The following is a 22695-nucleotide window of genomic DNA, read 5'->3' as shown; positions in this document are numbered from 1 at the left end:
CCGGCTCAAGGCCGTCATCGGCGCCTGTCGCCGGTAACCTGGGCCGAGCGCGTCGGCACGACGTCGAGGGAACGACGCCGACCGGCAGCCGGTCGCGGAACCGGGGGCTGCTGATGGACGAGCACATCGAGCGCGACGGCGCCGGGGACGACACAACGCCGTTCCGGCTGCTCGTGGTGCCGGGGGTCACCCCCGCCAAGTGGGTGCGGGTGTGGAACGAGCGCCTGCCCGACGTGCGCCTCGAGCTGGTGCACGCCAGCACGGACGACCAGGTCGCCGCCCTGCGCGAGGGCCGCGCCGACGCCGCCCTGGTCCGCACGCCGCTCGACCGCGAGGGCCTGAGCGTCATCCCGTTGTACGCCGAGACGTCCGTGGTCGTGGTCCCGCGCGAGCACGTGCTGACCGCCGCCGACGAGGTCGGCCTGGAGGACCTGGCCGACGAGACGCTCGTGGTGCCGCTCGACGACGTGCTGGGGTGGGACGACGCGCCCGGCGCCCGCCTGTCCGTGGAGCCGCCCGCCACGACCGCGGACGCCGTGGCCCTGGTCGCCGCGGGCGTGGGCGTGCTGGTGGTGCCCCAGTCCCTCGCGCGCCTGCACCACCGCCGCGACGTCACCTACCGGCCCGTGCCCGACGCCCCGCTGTCGCCGGTGGCGCTCGCCTGGGTCGAGGACCGCTCGACGGACCTCGTCGAGGAGCTTGTCGGCATCGTCCGCGGCCGCACGGTGAACAGCTCGCGGGGCATCGCGGGACGGACCGCGGCGGCTGACCCGCCGCGCGACCGGTCGGCGTCGAAGAGCGCTCCGTCGAAGGGCGCGGCCTCGAAGGGCGCGGGGGCCAAGGGCGCGGCCTCGAAGGGCGGCGCGCGGTCGGGCACGTCGGGCGGCAAGGCCGGTCTCAAGCCCGGCGCCAGGTCCGGGGGCAAGCCGGGGGGCAGGCCCGCGGGCAAGTCCGGGGGGAAGCCCGGGGGCAAGGGCTCCGGCCAGCAGGGCCGCCGCGGGGGCCGATGAGCACCCGCGCCGACCGCGCGTCGCAGCCCGCCAGCGGGCGGGTCGTCGTCGTCGGCTCCCTCAACATGGACCTGATCGTCACCGTCGAGGCCATTCCCGCTCCCGGGCAGACGGTCCTGGCCTCGCAGACCCGGCGTGCCTGCGGCGGGAAGGGCGCCAACCAGGCCGTGGCCGCCGCTCGCGCGGGTGCGCAGGTCACGATGGTGGGCGCCGTGGGCGACGACGCGGACGGCGCGGCGCTGCTGGACGCGCTCGCCGCCGAGGGCATCGACGTCGACGACGTGCTGCGCTCGCCCGAGCCCACCGGCCTGGCCCTCGTCACCGTGGACGCCGCCGGGGAGAACGCCATCACGGTCGCCCCGGGCGCGAACCACGCGTGCCCCCCGGCGCACGTCACCGCCACGCTGCGCTCCCTGACGGCGGCCGACGTGCTCGTCGCGCAGGGCGAGATCCCCGCCGAGTCCATCGAGGCGGCAGCCCGGGCGGCCTCCGCGGCGGGCGCACGGTTCCTGCTGAACCTGGCGCCGGCGATCGCCGTCAGCCCGGGCCTGTGGCGGCACGTGAGCCTCCTGGTGGTCAACGAGCACGAGTGCGCATGGCTGCTCGAGGGCCTCGACCACGAGCCCTCGGGCTCCCCCGCCGCCCGGCTCGCCGGCGCCCTCGGCGTCGCGGTCCTCGTGACCCTCGGCACCGACGGCTCGCACCTCGTGGACCGGTCCCCCGGAACACCGCTCGACGAGGCGCTCCCCGCGTTCGCCGCACCGCAGGTCGTCGACACCACCGGCGCCGGTGACGCCTTCGTCGGCGCCTTGGCTGCCGCCTGGTGCACGGGCCACGACCTGCCCGACGCCGCCCGCTGGGGCGCGGCAGCGGGCTCGCTCGCGGTCCGGGCCTCCGGAGCCCAGGGCGGTCGCGCGACCCCCGAGGCGATCCTCGCGGTGCTGCGAGACACCTCGGAACCCTCAGAGCGCTGACCCGGGGCCCAGCGGTGGCCGCGGGCGCGGCGGCGCAGGACGATCGAGCGACGCCTCCCGGCCCTCCAGGGCCTGGCGGCGCGCGACGGCCGACGGAGGTGGAGCCGTGCAGGCCTTGGAGCTCGTGGTGATCCTTGGCGCCGCCATCGTGATCGGCGGAGCGCTGGGGAACCGCCTGCGGATCGCGCCTCCGGTGATCCTGCTCCTGCTCGGCGCGCTCCTGGGGCTCGTGCCGGCCTTGCGCTTCGTGCGCCTGCCGCCGGAGCTGATGCTGCTGGTCTTCCTCCCCGCCCTGCTCTACTGGGAGGCGATCACCAGCTCGCTGCGGGAGATCCGCCGCAACCTGCGCGCGGTGCTGCTCACCAGCACGGTCCTCGTGGTGGTGACCGCGGCCGCCGTCGCCGCCGTCGCCCACGCGTTCGGCGTGCCGTGGGGGCCCGCGTGGGTGCTCGGCGCCGCGCTCGCCCCAACGGACGCCACCGCCGTGGGCGCCCTGTCCCGGCTGCTGCCGCGCCGGAACGTGGCCGTCATCCGGGCCGAGAGCCTGATCAACGACGGGACCGCGCTCGTCCTGTACGGGGTGGCAGTGGGGGTGACTGCTGGCGAGGAGACGCTCACCGCCGGCCGGCTGACGTGGCTGCTGGTCCTGTCGTACGTGGGGGGCGTGCTGGCCGGCGCGCTCGCCGCATGGCTGGGCAACGTGGTGCGCGCGCGCATGGTCGATCCCGTGCTGGAGAACGTGGTGGGGCTGCTCGCGCCGTTCACCGCGTTCCTGCTGGCCGAGTCCGTCGAGGCGTCCGGCGTCCTCGCGGTGGTGGTCAGCGGCCTGATGCTGCGCCAGTTCGGGCCGCGCACGGTCACCGCCGCCACCCGGCGGATCGCGGTGGTGTTCTGGTCGTTCGGCGCCTACCTGCTCAACGCGGCGCTGTTCGTGCTCGTCGGGCTCGAGGTGCAGTCGGCGGAGCGCGGGCTGTCCAGCCGGGACCTCGGCTCCGCCCTGCTCGTCACCGTCACCGTCTGGGCCGTCGTCGTCGTGGTGCGGCTGGCCTTCATCTTCGCCTCGACGTACCTGATCCGGCTGATCGACCGCCGACCCTCCCAGCGGCTGCGCCGGATGAGCGACCGCGCACGGGTGGTCAGCAGCGTGGCCGGTTTCCGCGGCGCCGTCTCGCTGGCCGCGGCCCTCGCCATCCCGACCACCGTCGAGTCGGGCGGGGCGTTCCCGTCACGGGACCTGCTGGTGTTCGTGACCGCGGGCGTCGTGACCCTCTCGCTCGTGGTGCAGGGCCTCCTGCTCCCCCGGGTGGTGCGCTGGGCGGCGTTCCCGCCGGACGACTCCCCCGCGGAGGAGCGGACGCTCGCGAACCGGTTGGCCACCCAGGAGGCGCTCGACGCCCTCGACGGCCTCGCCTCGCGACTCGGCACCGACCCGGCGATCGTCGCCCGGGCCCGCGCCGAGTTCGAGGAGCGCCTGCAGGTCATCGACGCGGAGAACGCCCCGGACGACTCCCCTGTGGTCCGCGCCGACCGGCAGTACGCCGAGCTGCGGCTCGCGCTCATCGCGCACAAGCGGGCGACCGTGGTGAGGCTCCGCGACGAGCGCACGATCGACGACGGCGTGCTGCGCGCCATCCAGGCCCAGCTCGACGTCGAGGAGCTGCGGCTGAGCACCGACGGGCCCATCGCGGACTAGCCGAGCGTGAAGTCGAGGACGTCGAAGCCTCAGCCGCCGTTACGCTTCCGTAACCCTTTCGGCCTAGTGGCCTAGACCGGTCTCGTGCTTACGTGGGGTGTCGTCGTCTCACAAAGGAGTGAACGGTGTCCGGAGCCCTGCGCACGTCCTGGTCGACCCACCGCACGGCGCCGAGCGCGCCCCCACCACGACGACGGCGACGCGCCGCCATGGTCGGACTCCTCGCGATGCTGGTCCCCGGGGCCCTCGTCACCACCGCGACGCCGGCGCTCGCAGCGACAGACCTCGCCCGCACGGGCGTCGCGACGGCCTCCGCCTCGCAGGACGACGTCGACGGCTCGTTCCCGGCGTCCCACGCGATCGATGGCGACCCCGGCACGCGGTGGGCCAGCGGCAACGGGCCCGACGAGGACGTCGAGTTCACCGCGTGGCTCCAGGTCGACCTGGGCGCCTCGGCCGCTGTCGACGGCGTCACGCTGGCGTGGGAGGACGCGTACGCGGCGTCCTACGAGGTGCAGGTGGCCACTGCCGCCCCCGAGGACGACGCGAGCTGGACCACCGTCGCGTCCGAGGCGAGCGACGGCGGGTCCGACACCGTGACGTTCGACGCCCCCGCCGACGCCCGGTACGTGCGCGTCGTCATGCTGGAGCGGGTCGCGTTCGACTGGGACCCGGCCCGCCCGCACTGGTACGGGTACTCGCTGTACTCCCTCGAGGTCCTGGGCGTGCCCGATGACGTCGTGGTGTCCTTCGCGCGCGGCGCCACGTCGGTGCCCGCCGGCGGGACTGCCACCGTGCCGCTGCTGCTCAACGCGCCCGCCGAGGGCGACGTCACCGTGCGGGTGGCCTCGACCGGCGGGACCGCGGCCCCGGGCACGGACTACACGGCACTCGACCAGGTCGTGACCATCCCCGCAGGCGCCACGACCCAGCAGGTCGCCGTCGAGACGGTCGACCACGGGCCGCTGGCCCCGGTGACGACCGTGGAGCTGACCCTCACCGACCCGACGGGCGTGCTGCTGGGCGGCCGCACCACGTCGACCGTCACCATCACCCCGCACGGCGACCTGCCCGACGTGGGCTCGGCGCACGTGCTCGACGACTTCGAGTCGGGCGTGCCCGCCGGGTACACCACATGGGGCAGCGCCGCGTCCGTGACCCCGGCGCTCTCAACCGTCGCGGCGGACAGGGCGGGCGCCCCCGCGGGCAACCAGGCGCTCCAGGCGCTGGTCGGAGGCGCCCCCGCCGCCGGCGACTGGTTCGGATTCACCCATGACCTCGCGGCGTCCGCCGACTGGTCGGCGCACGACGGGTTCGCGTTCTGGTTCCACGGGACGGGCGCCGGCGGCCAGCTGCGGTTCGAGCTCAAGAGCGGCGGCCAGCTGTTCGAGCGCTCGGTCGTCGACGACACCGCCGGATGGCGCCAGGTGAGCGTCGCGTTCGCGCAGCTGCGCCTCAAGGGCGACCCGGCCTCCGACGCGCGGTTCGACCCCGCCGCGGCCACCGGGTTCGCGGTCACGCTGACCGACCTGGGCCCCGGGGCCTGGCAGTTCGACGACATCGCCCTGTACGAGCGGGCCACGACCATCCAGGACTTCGAGGGCGACGTGCCGTTCGCCGAGCCGGGCGGCACCGTCGGGCACTTCACCTGGGGCTCGGACGGCGCGCAGGTGTCGCTCGGCGTCGAGCAGCAGGACCGCGACGGGGCGCCCGCGGGCAACCACGTGCTCGCGGGCGAGTACCTCATCGCGGGCGGCGGCTGGGGCGGCTACAGCCACAACCTCGCGGCCCCGCAGGACTGGAGCTCGTACCACGGCATCCGCCTGCTCTGGTACGCCTCGCAGGACACCCGTCCCGCCTCCCCGACGGCGGGCGCGGACATCAAGGTCGAGCTCAAGGACGGCGGCCCTGACGGCGAGCACTCCGAGCTGTGGGCCGCGACGTTCAAGGACACCTGGTCGCCCGAGGGCAGCCGGTGGCGCGTGGTCGAGATCCCGTTCGCGGACTTCCGGCTCGGCGGGTACCAGCCCGGCGACGCCGCCACCCGCAACGGGACCCTCGACCTCACCTCCGCGTGGGGGTACGCCCTGACGATGGTGCCCGGCACCGCGCAGCCGGTGCGCTTCGCCGTCGACGACGTCGAGCTGTTCGGCTCCGCGACGCCGGCCCCGACGGTGACGGTCGCCCCCGTGGACGACGTCGTCCTGGTGGACCCGGGCGAGACCGCCCAGGTCAGGGTCCGCGTGACCACGACCGACGGCGAGCCGCTGACCGAGCCCGTGACGGTCGCGTTCACCGACCAGCCGGGCACGGCCGCGGCCGGGACCCACTACACCGCCGCGAGCGGAACGCTGACCTTCGACGCGGGCACGGCCTCGGGCGCCGAGCAGACCATCGAGGTGGCCACCGCCGCGACGGCCGATGAGGACGACGCCCGGTCGTTCACGCTGGCCCTCACGGCGGACGGCCTCGCCGCCACGTCGGCGCGGGTGGTGCTCAACGCCGTCGGGGCGCTGTACCTCGACAGCACGGCGCCCGTGGACGAGCGCGTCGCGGACCTGCTGGGGCGGATGACGCTCGCGGAGAAGGTCGGCCAGATGGCGCAGGCCGAGCGCCTGGGGCTGCAGTCCCCCGCGCAGATCGCCGAGCTCGGGCTCGGGTCGGTGCTCTCCGGCGGGGGCTCCGTGCCGCAGGACAACACCGCGACCGGCTGGGCCGACATGGTCGACGGGTTCCAGCGCCAGGCCCTCTCGACGCGTCTGCAGGTCCCGCTCATCTACGGCGTCGACGCCGTGCACGGCCACAACAACGTGGTGGGGGCGACGATCTTCCCGCACAACAGCGGCCTGGGCGCCGCGCGCGACCCCGACCTGGTGCGGCGGGTGGGCGAGGCGACGGCTGTCGAGACCCGCGCGACGGGCGTGCCGTGGACGTTCGCGCCGTGCCTGTGCGTCACGCGCGACGAGCGGTGGGGCCGCAGCTACGAGGCGTTCAGCGAGGACCCGGCGCTCGTGTCGGTGCTCGCCGACGACGCCGTGATCGGGCTGCAGGGCCCCGACCCAACGGACGTGTCCGGGCCCGGGCGGGTGCTGGCGACGGCCAAGCACTGGCTCGGTGACGGTGGCACGCGCTACGAGCCGTCGCTCGCGGGCTCCGGCTACCCGATCGACCAGGGCATCACCTACGCGGGCTCGCTCGCCGAGCTGATGCGGGTGCACGGCGACCCGTACGTCCCCGCGATCGAGGCGGGCGTCGGCTCGATCATGCCGTCCTACTCGGCGGTGGACCTCGGGGCCGGGCCGTTACGCATGCACGAGCACACCCAGCTCAACACCGAGGTGCTCAAGGGTGACCTCGGGTTCGATGGGTTCCTGGTGAGCGACTGGGAGGGCATCGACAAGCTGCCGGGCGGCACGTACACCGAGAAGGTGGCGCGGAGCGTCAACTCGGGCCTCGACATGGCGATGGCGCCGTACAACTTCGGCGCGTTCCTCACGTCCCTCACACAGAACGTCGAGTCCGGGGCCGTGTCCCAGGCGCGGGTCGACGACGCGGTGAGCCGCATCCTCACCGCCAAGATGCACCTGGGCCTGTTCGAGCAGCCGCTCGCGGATCGCACCCACGCGGACGCCGTCGGCTCGGCCGAGCACCGCGCTGTGGCCCGCGAGGCCGCGGCCGCCTCGCAGGTGCTCCTCAAGGACGACGACGTGCTGCCGTTGGGCCGTGACCAGCACCTCTACGTCGCGGGGTCCAACGCCGACGACCTGGGCCACCAGATGGGCGGTTGGACGATCTCCTGGCAGGGCGGCTCGGGCGACATCACTCCCGGGACGTCGATCCTCGAGGGCATCCGCGCCGCTGCCCCGGGCGCCGAGGTCACCTACTCGGCCGACGCGTCGGCGCCCATGGACGGCGCGGACGTCGGCGTGGTCGTGGTCGGGGAGCCCCCGTACGCCGAGGGCATCGGGGACGTGGGCAACAACGGCCGCAGCCTCGAGCTGCCCGCGGCGGACCGGGCCGCGATCGACGCGGTGTGCGACGCGATGGAATGCGTCGTGCTCGTGGTGGCGGGCCGGCCGCAGCTGGTCACGGACCGGCTCGACGCGATCGACGCGCTCGTCGCCTCGTGGCTGCCCGGCTCGGAGGGCGCGGGGGTCGCGGACGTGCTGTTCGGCGACGTGCCATTCACCGGCCGCCTGCCCATCTCGTGGCCGGCCACCGCCGACGGCGTCCCGGTGAACGTGGGCGACGCGACGTACGCGCCCGCGTACGCCTACGGCTGGGGCCTGCGCACCGACGCGCAGCGCGCCCGCCTGGCCGACGTGGTCGAGTCGCTCGAGCCCGGCGCCCAGCGGGACGCGGTGCAGGCCGTGCTCGACGCCGACGTGTGGGACGGCGACACGCTCGCCGGGGCGCCGCAGTCGACGACGCAGGCCGTCCGCCTGCTCGTCACGGCGGCCGGGACGTTCGACGGCGAGTGGACTCCCGAGGCCGACCTCGTCGTGTCGGTGCTGCGCGACGTGGCCCAGGCCGCGGTCATCGCGGGCACGGCCGCCGACGACGCCGTGCGGCTCACCGCTGACGCCGAGCACGCGCTCATGTCGGGCCGTGCGGGTGAGGCCGCCACGCTGCTGGCCGCCGCGGCGGGCATCGACCTGCCCGAGCCTGCCGAGTCGACGACCACGCTGCGCCTCTCACGCGAGCGGGCGCCGCTCGGCCACGGCGCCACCGCGACGGTCACGGTACGCGCCGAGGGCGCCGCCCCCACCGGCACGGTCGACCTGCTGGTCGGCGGCGAGGTCGTCGCGAGCGGCGAGCTCGTGGCCACCGGGCCGAACCGCGCGCAGGCCCGCATCGACCTTCCCGACAGCCTGCCCGCGGGCACGCACGAGGTCGTCGCCGCCTACCGCGGCACGGCCGACGTGGCGCCGTCGACGTCCGGCCCGGCCCGCTACGTCGTCACGCGCGGCATCCCGTCGCTCTCCACGGCGGGCACGGACTGGTCGGTCAGACGTGATGACCCCAAGGTCGTCCAGGCGCAGGTCAAGGGCGTCGATGGGGTCACGCCGACCGGGACCGTGAGCGCCTGGGTGGTCGGTGGCCCCACCGTCACCGCCACGCTCGGCCCCGACGGCGCCGCCACCCTGCGGCTGCCCGACCGGACGCGCACCTCGCTGGTCGTCGTGCTCTACAGCGGCGACCAGAACTACACCGCCACCGCAGCCCTCCCCCGGATCCTGCTCGTGCGGTAGCGGCCTGCTGCGGGTCGCGGCGGGAGTCCCACCCTCGATGACACTCTGCAGGGTTGCGACGCTGCACTTTGCAGACTGGTCAGACAACACTTTGCAGACGCTTGTCGCGTCACTCTGCAGAACTCCGGTGCGGAGGTCCGCAGAAGAACTCCCGTGATGCACGTCAGCGGCCGACGCCCGGGCAATCGAGCGAGCTCATTGACAACTCGGTCGAAATCCGACAACGGTTTCCATTCCCGGGCACCTGCCGGTCGGCAAGTGTCGCCGTTACTGTCGGCCTCGGACGGACTAGTCGCCCCCCACGTGCGCAGCGTCGCGACACGTGCCCTCGGGCGGCGCCAATTCCGGTCCCGTCCGATCGCCGACTATCCAGGAGGCACAGATGCACCCCCCGCACCCCCGCACCACCACCACCCACCGAGCCCGCGGGCTCACCGCCGCGCTCGGAGTCGCCACCCTCGTCGCTGCCGGCCTGGTGGCATCGACGGCCAGCCCTGCCGAGGCAGCGATCGGAGACGTCGTGTGGTCCCAGGAGTTCGACGGCTCCGCCGGCAGCGCGCCCGACCCGTCCGTCTGGAACTACGACACCGGCGCCGGCGGCTGGGGCAACGCCGAGCTGCAAAACTACACGACGTCCCGCAACAACTCCGCGCTCGACGGGCAGGGCAACCTCGTCATCACCGCCCGGCGCGAGGCCGACGGGTCGTACACGTCAGCGCGGCTGCAGACCAACAACAAGGTCGAGCTCGCGTACGGCCGCGTCGAGGCGCGCATCCAGATCCCGCGCGGCCAGGGCATCTGGCCGGCGTTCTGGATGCTCGGCGGGGACTTCCCCCAGACACCGTGGCCCTCCTCGGGCGAGATCGACATCATGGAGAACGTCGGCAAGGAGCCGCACCGCACCTACGGCACGGTGCACGGCCCTGGCTACTCGGGCGGGGCCGGCATCACGGGCGCCTACCAGCACCCGCAGAACTGGTCGTTCGCGGATGACTTCCACACGTTCGCCGTGGACTGGAAGCCCGGCTCCATCACCTGGTCGGTCGACGGCGCCGTCTTCCACCAGGTCACCAGGGCGAGCGTGGGCGCCAACGCCTGGGTGTTCGATAAGCCCTACTTCCTCATCCTCAACGTCGCCGTCGGCGGCGAGTGGCCCGGCTACCCCGACGGCACCACGCAGTTCCCCCAGCAGATGAAGGTCGACTACGTCCGCGTCTACGACAACGGCTCCGGGTCCGGCGGAGGCGGCGGGGGCGGGGGCGGCACGCTCCCGACGGGCACCGGCACCCTCCGCGTCGCGAACTCGCTGTGCCTCGACGTGCCCTGGGCGCAGACGCATGACGGGAACCCGATCCAGGTGGTCGGCTGCAACGGCAACGCCGCCCAGCAGTGGACTCGAGGGTCGGACGGCACGATCCGGGCGCTCGGCAAGTGCCTGGACGTGCAGGGCGGCGGGACGGAGAACGGGACCGTCGTGCAGCTGTGGACGTGCAACGGCACGGGCGCCCAGAAGTGGACGTACGACTCGGCGACACGCGCACTGCGGAACCCGCAGTCGGGCCGCTGCCTCGACGCTGTCGGCGGCACACCGGTCTACGACGGGCAGCGCGTGAACCTGTGGAACTGCCACGGGGGCGCCAACCAGCAGTGGACCCTGTGATGCCCTGACACCTGTCCACACGCCAACGACGAAGGCCCAGCACCACCGGTGCTGGGCCTTCGTCTGCTGTGCGCCCGAAGGGACTCGAACCCCCAACCTTCTGATCCGTAGTCAGATGCTCTATCCATTGAGCTACGGGCGCGTGGCCCTTGCGGGCCGACGATGACAATACCGCCCCGACGCCCCGGACCCAAACCGAGTTCCCCGTCCCGGCGGTGACGGCTGCCACACAGAGCTTCCCGTCGGGCGATGAGCGGCCCCGCCGACCGCGGCCTCCGGATGCGGCGCCGTCATCGGCATGGGACGGTCAACGGCATACGAACCATCTGGAGGTCGACATGGGTTTCTTAGCGTTCCTGCTGCTCGGACTGCTCGCGGGGGCCATCGCCAAGGCCATCCTGCCGGGTAAGCAAGCGGGTGGGTGGATCGCCACCCTCGTCGTCGGCGTCATCGGCGCGCTGCTCGGCGGTTGGCTCGGCAGCATCCTCCTGGATGCCCCGCTCGAGGACTTCTTCTCGCTGCGCACGTGGCTGCTGGCCATCGGCGGCTCGATCATCGTGCTGCTCATCTACGGCGCCCTCACGGGACGCAAGGGCGCACGCGCGTAGCTGGCGCTGAACTCTGAGCGCGATCGAGGCCGCCCTGCTGTCAGTCGGCGAGGGCGGCCTCGAGTGCGCGGGTGAACCCCCGGACCGGACCGAGGGTGAGCACCCCGCTGCCGGCGGCCGCCTCCTCGCCCTCGGCCGGGAGCAGTGCCGCCAGGGCGCGGCCCATGACCTCGACTTCATGGCCGAGGAGGCTCCCCGGGCCATCGCCACCGCCATCCGCGACTTCGTCGCCCGCTGACCGGTCACTCGTCAGCGGGCCGGCGTCAGCGCCTGAGGCTCGTGCCCCTTGTCGCGACCACCGCGCCGATGAGCATCAGCACCCCGCTGGCGATCCACAGGACCGCTGCCAGGTGCGCCATCGCGTCGGTCCGTGACAGGGCCACCGCCACGAGGGCGAGCAGGATGAGCGGCACAACCACCCGCGCGCGCCGTGGCGCCGTGGTGGGGCCAGGCTCCCCCGAGCCGCCCTTGGGCCTCATGCGCGGAACCGCTCCACCAGGTCGTCCATCAGCGCGTCCATCCGCGCGTCCACCGTGCGGCGCGCGGGGTCAGCGTCATGCCAGGCGACGATCTCGCGGGCGCCCTGCTCGAACCTGATGGTCGTGGTGAACTCGGGGACGACGCGGCGCACCTTCGTGGTGTCGAAGACCATCGAGTGCGCCTTGTCGCCGAGCAGGCCGGCGCCCCACTCGGGATCCGCGGCGGCGATGACGTCCGACGGGACGTGCACGATGCGGGGCTCCACTCCTGCAGCAGCGCCGAGCGCCCGGACGATCTGGTCCCAGGTGAGCACGTCGTCGGAGGTGATGTGGAACGCGTCGCCGAGGACGCGGGGATCACCGAGCAGCGGCACGAGCCCGCGGGCGAAGTCCTCGTGGTGGGTGAGCGTCCACAGCGAGGCGCCGTCTCCGTGGACGACGACCTCCTTGCCCTGGCGCATCCGCTCGACCGACGTCCAGCCGCCGTCGAGCGGCACCGAGGTGCGGTCGTAGGTGTGCGACGGCCGCACGATGGTGACGGGGAAGCCCGTGTCCCGGTAGGCCCTGACCAGCAGGTCCTCGCACGCGATCTTGTCCCGCGAGTACTGCCAGTACGGGTTGCGCAGGGGCGTCGACTCCGTGACAGGGAGCCGCTCGGGCGGCGTCTGGTACGCGGACGCCGAGCTGATGAAGACGTACTGCCCGGTGCGGCCGGTGAACAGCTCGACGTCGGTGGCGACGTGCTCCGGTGTGAACGCCACCCAGTCGACGACGGCGTCGAACTCGCGGTCGCCGAGGGCCGCTCGCACCGACTCCGGGTCGCGGATGTCTGCTTGCACGAGCTCGGCGCCGTCGGGGAGCGGTCGCGTCGCGCTCGTCCCCCGGTTCAGCACGGTGACGTCGAGGCCGCGCTCGACGGCGAGCCGGGTCGAAGCCGAGCTGATGAGCCCGGTGCCGCCGATCATGAGGATGCGAGGAGCCATGTCGTCAACGTAGCGGCTCCCTGGCGCAATGGGCGCGCGCCACGAACGACCTCCTTCAGACGCGAGAGAACCCCCGACGAATTGCTGCTCATCGGGGGTTCTCGCGTGCACTGCTACGTGCGAAATCTGGCGGAGACGGTGGGATTTGAACCCACGGAAGGGTTGCCCCTTCACGACCTTAGCAGGGTCGCGCACTAGACCTGGCTATGCGACGTCTCCAGGCTCGCACAGGGTACCTGGCCGGGTCGTCACGCTGCAAAGTGGCTGCTGATCAGCGCTCGAACGCCCACGCCTTGTCGGTCAGCATCCGTGCGACTGCGAGGCCGATGGCGATCGCGGTGACCACCAACGCCGCCTGGAAGCCGTACGCGAGGGCCTGCGTGGTGTCGCCGTTGGATAGGTAGAAGACCGCCCGGTACGCCGTCACGCCGGGCACCATGATGACGACGGCCGGCACCGAGATCGTGATCCTCGGGACCCGCATGCGCGGCGCCACCCACGCGGCCAGGATCCCCACCAGCAGGGCCGCCACGGCTGCGGCGCCCTGCGCCACGAAGCCCGCGTCGACCAGCTCGATGCGCACGACGTTCGCGACCATCCCCACGCTCGCGGCGCCCACGGCCATCCGCCACGGGCTGTTGAACATGAGCGCGAAGCCCAGCACGCCGAAGAAGCTCGCCAGCAGCCGCAGCACCAGCAGCACCCACGGCGCCACGTCGATCGGGCTGACCGGGTCGGGCGTCACGCCCAGCGCTGCCGAGACGCCCCACACGGCGAGCGCCGCCGAGGTGAGCAGCATCATCGCGTAGACGAGCCGGGCCACCCCCGCGGAGAAGTCCAGCTTGGCGAGGTCGAGCGCGCCGGTGACCAGCGCGAACCCGGGGATGAGGAACAGGACCGCTGACACGTACCCGGCCTGGTGCTGCGAATCGGTCAGGCCGAGCGTCGAGAGCGTGAGGACGAACCCCAGGTACACAAAGCAGGCCACGGCAGCCGCGATCATCGTCACGCCGAACTGGTTGTAGCCGCGGTGCAGCATCGCGCGTCGGGCGAGCTGCCCCAGGCCCGCGCCGAGGAACACCCCGCACAGCTCGATCACGCCGCCGTTGTTGAGGAAGGCGAACGCCGCACAGGCGATCGACGACCACAGCGCGTTGAGCAGCGCCGGGTACAGCGGCCGTCGTGCGGCGATCTGGTCGAGCTGCCGGTTGACGTCGTCCACCGACGCGATCTGGCCTGTGGTGCGGTACGCGTCGTCCAGGCGGGAGACCATCTGCTCGAGCGCGGAGAGGCGGTCGGCGTTGATGCCGATGGACCGCACCTCGGCGACCTCGGTGCGGAAGCTGCGGCCGCGGTGCGAGGTGGTCGTGATCTCGGTGAGCGTCACATGCGCCTCGTGCCGGTCGACGCCCAGGGCGCGGGCGACCCGGGACATCGAGGCCTTCACGCGGTAGCTGCCGGTGCCGGAGGCGAGGCTGAGCCGGCCCACGCGGAGCGCCGCACCGGATTGCCGGATCAGCTCGAGCTCGTCGTCATTCGGTTCCAGGGGCACGGGCACCATTGTGATGGGGTTTGACCTCCGCCTGCAGGGACGTCCGGCCCGCCCGCTGCGCGTGGCCAGGACCGCGCGGACGACGGATCGGGGGCCTAGCCTCGGACCATGGACGGCCCGGACCTCGCAGAGCTCCTCGAGCTGGAACGCCACGGATGGGACTCGCTGTGCGAGTCGCGCGGCGGCTCGTTCTACCGCGAGCTGATGACGCCGGACGCCCTCATGGTGCTGGTGAACGGCATGGTGCTCGACCGTGACGCGATCGCCGCCACCCTCGACGACGCGCCTCCGTGGAGCTCCTACGAGATCACCGACCCGCAGCTCGTGGCGCTCGGCTGCGGGTCAGCCGGCCTCGTCTACCGCGCCAGCGCCCACCGCGAGGGCGAGGCCGAGCCCTTCGTCGCCCTGATGGCGAGCGTCTACCGGATGCTCGACGGGCAGCCCCGTCTCGCCCTGTACCAGCAGACCACCATCATGCACTGACCCCGGGCACGGCGGCGTCACCGCCCGACACGCTCGAGCCACTCGGCGAGCAGCGCTGCGACGAGCTCCGGCTGGTCGAGGTGGACGTTGTGGCCGGCCTCGTCGAGCACCACCCACGTCGCTCGCGGGTAGTGCTCGAGGATGCCGACCACATCGGCGTACCCGACCACGTGGTCCTGGCGCCCGGAGACGATCAACGTCGGGCGCGTCCAGGGAGCCGCCCCCTGCTCGGGCTCCGCCGTCAGCTCGTAACCGGCCCGGATGCGATCCATTGCCGCCTGGTCCGCACGGCGGATGCCCGGCAGGGCGTGCGCCCAGAACCTCGCCCAGCCCTCTGGGGACTGGATGACGGCCATCTCCGCGTAGTCGGCGGCGTCCTCAGGATCGAGGCTCGCCAGCAGGTCCGGGTCCTCGACGAGCGTGGTCTTGAGCGGCAGACCCGACCTGCCGGCGCCGGCCACGACGAGCGGCGCGAGCAACGCCAGCCCGGTCACCTGCTCCCGGAGCCGATGGGCCAGGGCCCGCGCCACCATGCCCCCGAAGGACGAGCCCACGAGCGCGAAGGGCTCATCTCCGAACGCGCGTTGCGCGGCGCCGGCCACCGCGTCCACCACGGCATCGCTACCGGTGATCTCCGGCCCGGCCGGGCTCAGCCCCATGCCCGGTAGGTCCACGTACACGCGCCTGCGCCCCGCCTCCGCGAAGGTCCCGTCGAGGCTCGTGAGGAGCCGGTGGTCCACGCCGAACCCATGGACCAGCAGCACAGGGGCGCCCTCGCCTCGCGTGACGGTGTGCAGTGGGCTGGTCCGGGCGTCTGCGGTCAGGGAGGTCTGAGGGTTGGTGCTCACTCGGGTGAGGATGCCATGGGGCGCCCACACGATCGGCCGGGTGAGGGGTGGGCGCCACGCCGGTCGAACCGCGGGCCGCGCCCCACGCACGGCGACCCGCGTCGACCTCAGCGCGCCTGCGAAAGTGCGCGAAGCGATGACCAAGCGGCAAGGCGAGGGCGTCGCCGTCGAGGACGTGACGTTCAAGGTCAGGGCAGGCCTGGTGACCGGCCTGCGGCGCGCCGGGTCGGCGTGAGCATGGAAGGCATCGGGTCGCTCCCCAACGCGACCGTCGCCCAGGACCTGCGGACCTGGGCGCGAGCGCTCGGACAGCCGCAGCGACGCTGTACCTCGGACTCTCCGTCGCGCTGCTCGCCGACCCCGAGGTGCTCGTCGTACGCGGAGGGCGTGGGATTCGAACCCACGAGGACGGGGTTGTCCCGCCCCAACGGTTTTCAAGACCGTCGCTTTCGGCCGCTCAGCCAGCCCTCCTGGTGCGCCGACATTCTGGCACGTCAGCCGGTGCGGGATGGCGCGGGGTCGCCCACCGGGACACGGGGCGAGGGCAGCGTGGCCGGCGCGTGCTGCTCCCACCAGCCGTCGGGCAGGCCCGGGGACACCACGCGGAGCCCGTGCAGCGCGGCCAGTCGCGCGAGCCGCCCGTGATAGGTCGCGACGGCCGTCACATCCCGATGGGTCATCGCCATGCCCAGGTGGGCCGCGGCGAACGGGCTGAGCACACCCGTCACGTTCGTGGCCCAGGCGAGGGCCTGGTCGCTGATGCGCAGCACCTCGATCCGGTCGAGGTCGTCACGGGCACGGACTCGTTGCGCGGACGTGGCGTGCAGGGTGGCGATCCGCAACTCGGCACGAGAGATCGCGCTCACGCGCAGATCGGCCTCCCGAGGGGTCGCCCAGGCGCGCCACTGCGCCGACCCGCGCACCATGTCGAGGTACCGGGTGAGCGCCGATCCGTCGACGTAGACCCGCACGCCGCCACCCTAACCAGAGGACCTGGAGGTCATGGGCAGCCCGCCCCCGACACCCGGTGCGGCAGCCCGGACAGCAGGCAGCGCACGTGGCCGGGCATGACTCCGGCCGGCCACCGCGAGGGTGGGCCGGCCGGAGGCGAGGCGGTGCGTCAGGCGCCTCGCAGCCGCTCCATCGCGAGCTGCACGAGAGCGATGAGCGCGTGCTTCGTGGCCGCCCGCGAACGGGCGTCGGTGTAGAGCACGGGCACGTGCGGCGGGATGGCGAGTGCCTCGCGGACGTCGTCCAGCTGGTGCTTGGCGACGCCGTCGAAGCAGTTGACCCCCACGACGAACGGGATGCCGCGGCTCTCGAAGTAGTCGACAGCCGGGAAGCACTGGTCGAGCCGGTCGGTGTCCACCAGGACGACCGCGCCGATCGCACCGCGCACCAGGTCGTCCCACATGAAGAGGAAGCGGTCCTGGCCAGGCGTGCCGAACAGGTAGAGCCACAGCGACCCCGGCAGCGCGATGCGACCGAAGTCCATCGCCACCGTGGTGGTGGTCTTGCGGTCCGAGACCCCGCCAGCGTCGTCGACGCCGACCGAGTGCTCCGTCATGGCCGCCTCGGTGTTCAGCGGCTCGATGTCGGAGATGGACCCGATGAAGGTCGTCTTGCCGACGGCGAACCCGCCGGCGACGACGATCTTGACAACAGTGGGAGCGACGTTGCCCGGAGCGGCCGTCGTGGCCACAGCGGCGTCAGAGGGCGGAAATGCCATTGAGAACACTCTCCAGCACGCTCAGGGAAAGGGCGGGGGACTGACCGGTGTGGACCTCTACCGGTGTGGACGTGTGCACACGGATGAACTTCGCGTCGGCCAGGTCAGCCACCAGGATCCGCACCACGCCGAGCGGCAGGTGCAGCAGGGCCGAGAGCTCGGCGACGGAGATGTATGTGTGCGCTGCGTGCTGAAGGATGGCCCTCTTCTCAGGGGGCAGTCCTTGGCTCGTGACCGCGCCCGGCATGACCTCGACGAGTGCCTCGAGAGGCAGGTCGGATCGCGCCGAGCGCACGCGCCCGCCGGTCACGGCGTAGGGCCGGACCGTTCGGGCTTCGTACTCCACGTGGTCGCTCATGGTCAGATCACGCCACCGGCGCCCGGGTGGCGCCATCGACGGGCAGCTGGCCACGCATCTCGCTGATGAGCTGCGGGGTCAGCGTCGCCTCGGTCCGCGAGACGAGCATCGCCATCTCGTAGCCGATGAGGCCGACGTCGCAGCTCGCCTCGGCGACGACCGCGAGGACCGACCCGTTCGAGACGCTCATCAGGAAGAGGAACAGGTTGTCCATCTCGACGATGGCCTGCCGGACCTCGCCTGCGCGCAGCTGCCGTGAGGCGCCTCGGGTCAGGCTCGACATGCCGGAGACGATCGCGGAGAGCTGGTCGCCGCTGGTCCGGTCGAGCTGTTCGGACATGGCCATGAGGAGACCGTCGGCGGAAACGACCAGCGTATGCCGGGTCCCGGGCACGGTCCGGACGAAGTTGTCCAGGAGCCAGCCGAAGTTGGCTGCCTCGGTGCTGAGCGCTGTCACACTTCCTCCTTGCGGTGGCAGCCGGGGTTGACTGCGTGCTGATACGTCACCATGTCGGGGACGACGGGTTGTTCTGGTCTTGTTCGACCAGGGGATCGGATTCGTGACGGTTCGGGGAGTCGATCGGCGCCTCCGCCGCCCGACGCCCGCGAGACGTCCCGGACTGGAAGCTCGACAGCCGCGTGCGCAGCTGGTCGGCGTCGCGCCCGGTGGCCCCGGTGGCCTCCTGGGTCACCAGGGGCGGTGACTCGGGAATCGCGACCGGCACCCGCTTGGTGAGCGAGGCGGAACCGGTCGAGCCGTTGACCGCACTGGGGCGGTAGGCAGAGAGCTGGCTGAGCTCGGAGAGCGCCTGCTCCTGGATGTCGGACCGCAGCGCCAGCATCGCGGCGACCTCGTCGTCCAGCGCGCCGATCCGTGGAGCGGCCGACGGGGGCGCCGAGCGCGGAGCGGGCGGCTGGCCGGCAGCCGGGGCCGCAGGACCGCGACCCGACCACTCGGGCGGCGTCCACGACGCGGGGGCTGTCGCCGCAGGACCCTGCGGGCGGAAGAACGACGAGACCTGCTGCGGCGGCTGGGCCGGGGCTGCGGGCTCCTCCGGGAGCGTGGGCGGCGGCGTCCAGCCCGAGGGCTCGGCGGCGGGAGACGTCACCGAGGACCGGCGCACCAGGCCCGGGGCAGGCGTCGCGGCGGGCTCGGCCTGCTCCGTCGACCATGCGGACTGCCGCGGGGCGAACGTGCCGGGCGCGGGCTGGGCCGGCGGCGCCGGGGGGTCCGGGTGGAACGACGGGACGGACGACGTCGGTCGCGACTCCGGCGAGCCGTCAGCCTTCTTGCGGCCGAACAGGCTCCACCGACGACGGCCCTTCGAGTCGTCGCTGTCGTCGTCGCCCTGCACCAGGTCCGTGAAGGCGGGCGCGGGACCGGTCGACATCGGCATCGACGGCGCCCATGCGGGGACGACCGGCTCGTGCGCGATGACGGGCTCGACGGCGTGCGCCTCGGCCACTGCCTCTGCCTCGACCGGCGTGAACATCTCCGTCTGGGCGTACGAGTCGCGGTCGCGGTAGACCTGCGCCGGCTCGTCTTCGACCAGCTCCGGGACCGGCTGCGACCAAGAGGCCTCGACCGGCTCAGACTGCGCTGCCGAACGGCGGCGGCCCCACGCTGGGGCGCTCTCCTCGACGACAGCCGGCTGCCACGGGGCGTCGGCGACCGGCGCGGCCGGCGTCTCGTCCCACTGCGGTGCGGCGGGCTGAGGCGCGGCGGGCTGCTGCCATGCCGGCTCTGCGGTCTGCTCCGGCGCGCTCCACAGCGACTCCGCGGGGGCGTCCTCCTGCCAGGGCTGCGCCTGCGGGGCGACGTCCTGGACCGGGGCCGGAACCTCGTGTGTCGGCTCCTGGTATGCCTGCGTCGGCTCCCAGGCCGGCGCCTGCTCGGCTGGCTGCTCGTCGGACTCGCCAGCCGCCCAGGCCCGCGACTCGTCGAGCCCCGAGGACGAGGGCGCCGGGGCGTAGGTCGAGGAGTACGGCGAGGTGAACTGCGGCGCGGGCCGGGTCTCGTCGACCGGGTTGGCCCACCCCGTGTACCCGCTGTAGGCGGTGAAGTCGGGGTACGCGGTCTGCGGCGACGGGGCCACGGGCTCCTCGACCGGCGCGGCGGACGCGACCTGCTCGGCCTGCTCCCACGCGGGCGTCGTCTGCTCCCAGCTCGGGGCAGCGGGCTCGTCCCAGCTCGGGCTGGAGGTCGTCGGAGCCTGGACGGGCTGATCCCAGCTCGCGGCGGGCACGGGCGTCGGGTCGTTCCAGGCCGGGGTCTCGGCCTGCGGCTCGTCCCAGGTGGGCGTCGACCACTGCGGGGCGGGCGCCTGCTCGGGCTCGGCGACATGTGCCGACGCGGGCTCGTCGTAGGCCGTCTCGGCGGTGTCGCTCCAGGACGGCGTCCAGACCTGCGTCTCCTCGCCCTCGGGAGCGTCCGGCACCAGGCCGGGGATCTCGAAGCCGAGGGCGCTGCGCCGCTGCGGCGGCGCGTCCGCCGGGGGCGGGGCGACCGGCTGCGCGGGGGCGGGGGCGGGGGCGGCGGGCGCGGCGAGAGCCTCGGCTGCGGCTCGCGGCGAGAGCCGGGGCATGTCGACGCCCGGCATCTCAGTACGTCCGCGGAAGCCCGTGAAGAGCCCTGCGCGCTCGGCCGGAGCCGAGGGCGTCGGGGCCGCGGCGGGCGGCGCGTCCTCGGGCGCCTGCCATGCCGGCGTCGCCGCGCGGGACCGGCTGGGCAGCCCTGCCGACGGAGCGGCCGCGATGGCAGGCGTCCAGCCGGTGCCCTCCGCGGACAGCTCAGGCGACAGCCGGGCCTCGGTGGGGGCCGGAAGGACGATGTTGTCCTCGTCGAAGGTCTTCGCGGACCGCTTGGGCAGCGAGCCGGCCAGCGGCATCTCGCCCGAGTCGTCGTCACGCAGACGACGGCGCGGGAGCCCGAGCGATGTGGCGCCGTCGGTCAGGGCGGCGAGGTTCACCGGCTCGACGACGGGGGCCTCGTCCTCGCGGGGGCGCGAGCGCTCCTGCACCGGCTCCGAGGACGCCGTCAGCGTGGGGGGCGACTGCTGGGTCGACCCGTAGGCCGGGCCCTCAGTGGCCGCGAACAACGTCACGGGGAATCGGACGGTGGTGACGGTGCCGGTGCCCCGCTGGCTCTTGGCGAGCCGGATCTCGGCGCCCAGGCGGTGCGAGAGCCGGCCGACCACGAAGAGTCCCAGGCGCTGGGCGCCCAGGGCGTCGCTCGCCGCGGTGGACCGGATCTTGATGTTGGCGGCCTCGAGCTCCTGGTCGGACATCCCCAGGCCGTGGTCGAGGATCTGCACCACGACGAACTCGCCGATGACGCCGGTCTTGACCTCGACCGGGGTCTCCGGCTCGGAGAAGATCGTGGCGTTCTCCAGCAGCTCGGCGAGCAGGTGCGCCGCGCCCAGGGCGTTGAAGCCGTGCATCAGCGGGTCGACGGGCAGGTCGAGCTCGATGCGGTCGTACTGCTCGATCTCGGACGAGGCGGTGCGGATGACGTCCGAGAGGGGCATCGCGTCGCGCACGCGGCGGCCCGAGTCGATGCCGGCGAGCACGAGGAGCGACTCGGCGTTACGACGCATCCGGGTGGCGAGGTGGTCGAGGCGGAACAGGTTCGCCAGCGTGTTCGGGTCTTCCTCAGCGCGCTCGAGCGAGTCGATGAACGACAGCTGGCGGTTGAGGAGGACCTGGTCCCGACGGGCGACGTTGACGAACATCTCCGCGATCGACCCACGCAGGGCGGCCTGCTCCTGGGCGACCTGCAGCGTGGTGGCGTTGACCGAGTTGAACGCGGCCGCGAGCTGGCCCACCTCGTCGGAGGAGTCCACCGGGATCTGGACCAGCTCGAGGCCGGGCCCCTCACCGGGGACGGTGACCTGCTCGACGAGCTTCGGGAGCTGGTCGCGGACGTCCTGGGCGGCGCCGGTGAGGCGCCGCAGCGGGTTGACGATGCCTCGGGAGACCACGATCGCGAAGGCGAACGAGGCCAGTGCGGCAACGACGGCGATGGCGATCGTCACGATGGCGGTGTTCCGCGCCTCGCTCGACGCCTTCGCGGCGACGACCTTCGCGGAGGCGAGCACCTTGCCACTGACCTCGGAGATCGTGGAGAGCTGCTTGTTGACGTCCTCGGTGAGGGCGTCGATGGCCGGGAGGTTGCTCCCGGGCGCCGCCTCGGACACGAGAGCACGCTTGCGGTTGAACGCCGACGTCGGGTCGTCCACCGGCAGGCGGAGCGAGCGCTGGCCCAGCGAGGCCAGCCGGACGCGGGTGGCGTCACGCGAGATCTCGGTCGACGCCGTCTGCGTCGCGTAGGACCGCAGGACGGAGTCCGAGTTGCCCTGCGTGCGGATGATCGACGTGGCGAGGGCGAGCTCGTTGACGAGGTCCTCGGCGGTGACCATCAGCGCGTGGTACGCGCCGACGTACCGGCCCAGCTCGCGGTTCTCCAGCGAGTCGGCGATCTGGCTGACCAGGCTGATCTGGCCCTGGATGATCGTGTTGTACCCGCGGGTCAGGGTCGTGGTGTTCGCGTCCGAGTCGACGAGTTCACGGACGGCGCCGATCGACTCGTTGTGGGAGAGCTGCGCCTCTTGGAACGCGGAGACGACGTCGGACGGGAACTGGGAGAAGTCGACCCGGGCCGTCAGCGGCTTCACCGCGGCCAGCGCGGCGTTGGTCGCCGCACGGGCTGCCTCGAGCTGCTCGCGGTCGCGGTCGTTGACCACGGACAACGCTCGTTCCTGCTGCAGGGCCACCCCCAGGGGGGCGTAGCCCTCGAGGACCTCAACCACCGTGGCGGCTGCCGCCGCAGATCGCGCCGTCCGCAGGCCGTCGTACGAGATGTACGCGCCGGCGGCGAGAAGCACGATCATGGGCACGGCGAGGACCGCCAGGACCTTGGCGCGAATGCCAAGTCTGCGCAGCATGTCGACCTCTTTCCTTCACCCGTGAAGGGCGTCGCACCGGCGGTGACCGGCTCTCTGGCGCCAGCGTGGCGGTCATCGTTCGCTTCTCATCGGCTCCTGGACATCAGACCATTAGCCCGCGGA

General features: G+C 73.0%; 17 protein-coding genes and 3 tRNA genes. 7 read left to right on the top strand and 13 right to left on the bottom strand.

Annotated features, from left to right (window positions below):
* Nucleotides 1–113 precede the first annotated feature (113 nt).
* The 5 genes from NP064_RS00885 to NP064_RS00865 all read left to right on the top strand — a co-directional run bounded on the left by NP064_RS00885 (nucleotide 114) and on the right by NP064_RS00865 (nucleotide 10589).
* The gene (locus NP064_RS00885) at nucleotides 114–1010 is read left to right on the top strand and encodes a LysR family substrate-binding domain-containing protein (protein ID WP_227568391.1); all 897 of its coding nucleotides are present in this window, start codon (nucleotides 114–116) and stop codon (nucleotides 1008–1010) included.
* Nucleotides 1007–1984: a ribokinase gene (locus NP064_RS00880; protein WP_227568392.1), complete on the top strand. Its 978-nt coding sequence runs from the start codon at nucleotides 1007–1009 to the stop codon at nucleotides 1982–1984. Before NP064_RS00885 ends, NP064_RS00880 begins: the two co-directional genes overlap by 4 nt.
* 106 nt (nucleotides 1985–2090) lie before the next feature.
* Complete coding sequence (locus NP064_RS00875) at nucleotides 2091–3677, top strand: Na+/H+ antiporter (protein ID WP_227568393.1); 1587 nt, start codon at nucleotides 2091–2093, stop codon at nucleotides 3675–3677.
* Nucleotides 3678–3802: 125 nt separating this feature from the next.
* Nucleotides 3803–8929, top strand: coding sequence for a glycoside hydrolase family 3 N-terminal domain-containing protein (locus tag NP064_RS00870; RefSeq protein ID WP_227568394.1), 5127 nt, complete (start codon nucleotides 3803–3805; stop codon nucleotides 8927–8929).
* Between the two features lie 382 nt (nucleotides 8930–9311).
* The gene (locus tag NP064_RS00865; RefSeq protein WP_227568395.1) at nucleotides 9312–10589 is read left to right on the top strand and encodes a family 16 glycosylhydrolase; all 1278 of its coding nucleotides are present in this window, start codon (nucleotides 9312–9314) and stop codon (nucleotides 10587–10589) included.
* 69 nt (nucleotides 10590–10658) lie between these two features.
* Here NP064_RS00865 and NP064_RS00860 read toward each other — a convergent pair.
* Nucleotides 10659–10731 (bottom strand) — tRNA-Arg (locus NP064_RS00860).
* Between the two features lie 196 nt (nucleotides 10732–10927).
* Between NP064_RS00860 and NP064_RS00855 the strand changes: the two genes are divergently transcribed.
* Nucleotides 10928–11197 carry a GlsB/YeaQ/YmgE family stress response membrane protein gene (locus NP064_RS00855; protein WP_227568396.1) on the top strand — a complete coding sequence of 90 codons (270 nt, stop codon included), beginning with the start codon at nucleotides 10928–10930 and terminating at the stop codon, nucleotides 11195–11197.
* A 40-nt stretch (nucleotides 11198–11237) separates the two neighbouring features.
* On the opposite strand, the gene NP064_RS00850 is transcribed toward NP064_RS00855, so the two are convergent.
* The 5 genes from NP064_RS00850 to NP064_RS00830 form a co-directional block, all read right to left on the bottom strand.
* On the bottom strand, nucleotides 11238–11363 hold the full coding sequence (locus tag NP064_RS00850; RefSeq protein WP_255623582.1) for a hypothetical protein: 126 nt from the start codon (nucleotides 11361–11363) through the stop codon (nucleotides 11238–11240).
* A 97-nt stretch (nucleotides 11364–11460) separates the two neighbouring features.
* Entirely contained in the window at nucleotides 11461–11676 is a 216-nt protein-coding gene (locus tag NP064_RS00845; RefSeq protein WP_227568397.1) for a hypothetical protein, read from the bottom strand.
* Nucleotides 11673–12659 carry an SDR family oxidoreductase gene (locus NP064_RS00840; protein WP_227568398.1) on the bottom strand — a complete coding sequence of 329 codons (987 nt, stop codon included), beginning with the start codon at nucleotides 12657–12659 and terminating at the stop codon, nucleotides 11673–11675. Before NP064_RS00840 ends, NP064_RS00845 begins: the two co-directional genes overlap by 4 nt.
* Nucleotides 12660–12786: 127 nt before the next feature.
* A tRNA-Ser gene (locus NP064_RS00835) sits at nucleotides 12787–12878 on the bottom strand.
* Nucleotides 12879–12930: 52 nt separating this feature from the next.
* Nucleotides 12931–14220: a threonine/serine exporter family protein gene (locus tag NP064_RS00830; protein WP_348519198.1), complete on the bottom strand. Its 1290-nt coding sequence runs from the start codon at nucleotides 14218–14220 to the stop codon at nucleotides 12931–12933.
* Nucleotides 14221–14319: 99 nt separating this feature from the next.
* Between NP064_RS00830 and NP064_RS00825 the strand changes: the two genes are divergently transcribed.
* On the top strand, nucleotides 14320–14694 hold the full coding sequence (locus NP064_RS00825; RefSeq protein ID WP_227568400.1) for a nuclear transport factor 2 family protein: 375 nt from the start codon (nucleotides 14320–14322) through the stop codon (nucleotides 14692–14694).
* 17 nt (nucleotides 14695–14711) lie between these two features.
* Here NP064_RS00825 and NP064_RS00820 read toward each other — a convergent pair whose 3' ends face one another.
* The 7 genes from NP064_RS00820 to NP064_RS00790 form a co-directional block, all read right to left on the bottom strand.
* Nucleotides 14712–15542: an alpha/beta fold hydrolase gene (locus tag NP064_RS00820; RefSeq protein WP_227568401.1), complete on the bottom strand. Its 831-nt coding sequence runs from the start codon at nucleotides 15540–15542 to the stop codon at nucleotides 14712–14714.
* A 379-nt stretch (nucleotides 15543–15921) separates the two neighbouring features.
* Nucleotides 15922–16013 (bottom strand) — tRNA-Ser (locus tag NP064_RS00815).
* A 23-nt stretch (nucleotides 16014–16036) separates the two neighbouring features.
* A complete protein-coding gene (locus tag NP064_RS00810; protein ID WP_227568402.1) occupies nucleotides 16037–16513 on the bottom strand; it encodes a PIN domain-containing protein in 477 nt (158 codons plus the stop codon).
* A 149-nt stretch (nucleotides 16514–16662) separates the two neighbouring features.
* The gene (locus NP064_RS00805; protein ID WP_227568403.1) at nucleotides 16663–17271 is read right to left on the bottom strand and encodes a GTP-binding protein; all 609 of its coding nucleotides are present in this window, start codon (nucleotides 17269–17271) and stop codon (nucleotides 16663–16665) included.
* Complete coding sequence (locus NP064_RS00800; RefSeq protein WP_227568404.1) at nucleotides 17252–17629, bottom strand: DUF742 domain-containing protein; 378 nt, start codon at nucleotides 17627–17629, stop codon at nucleotides 17252–17254. The genes NP064_RS00805 and NP064_RS00800 overlap by 20 nt, the downstream gene beginning before the upstream one ends.
* Before the next feature lie 7 nt (nucleotides 17630–17636).
* Nucleotides 17637–18086 (bottom strand): roadblock/LC7 domain-containing protein, encoded by a 450-nt coding sequence (locus NP064_RS00795; protein WP_227568405.1) that lies wholly within the window; start codon nucleotides 18084–18086, stop codon nucleotides 17637–17639.
* A gap of 46 nt (nucleotides 18087–18132) precedes the next feature.
* Nucleotides 18133–22572 carry a nitrate- and nitrite sensing domain-containing protein gene (locus tag NP064_RS00790; RefSeq protein ID WP_227568406.1) on the bottom strand — a complete coding sequence of 1480 codons (4440 nt, stop codon included), beginning with the start codon at nucleotides 22570–22572 and terminating at the stop codon, nucleotides 18133–18135.
* Nucleotides 22573–22695: the final 123 nt, after the last annotated feature.

The organism is Cellulomonas chengniuliangii (assembly GCF_024508335.1).
Lineage (GTDB): Bacteria > Actinomycetota > Actinomycetes > Actinomycetales > Cellulomonadaceae > Cellulomonas_A > Cellulomonas_A chengniuliangii.
This window is presented reverse-complemented; position numbering and strand designations above follow the sequence as displayed.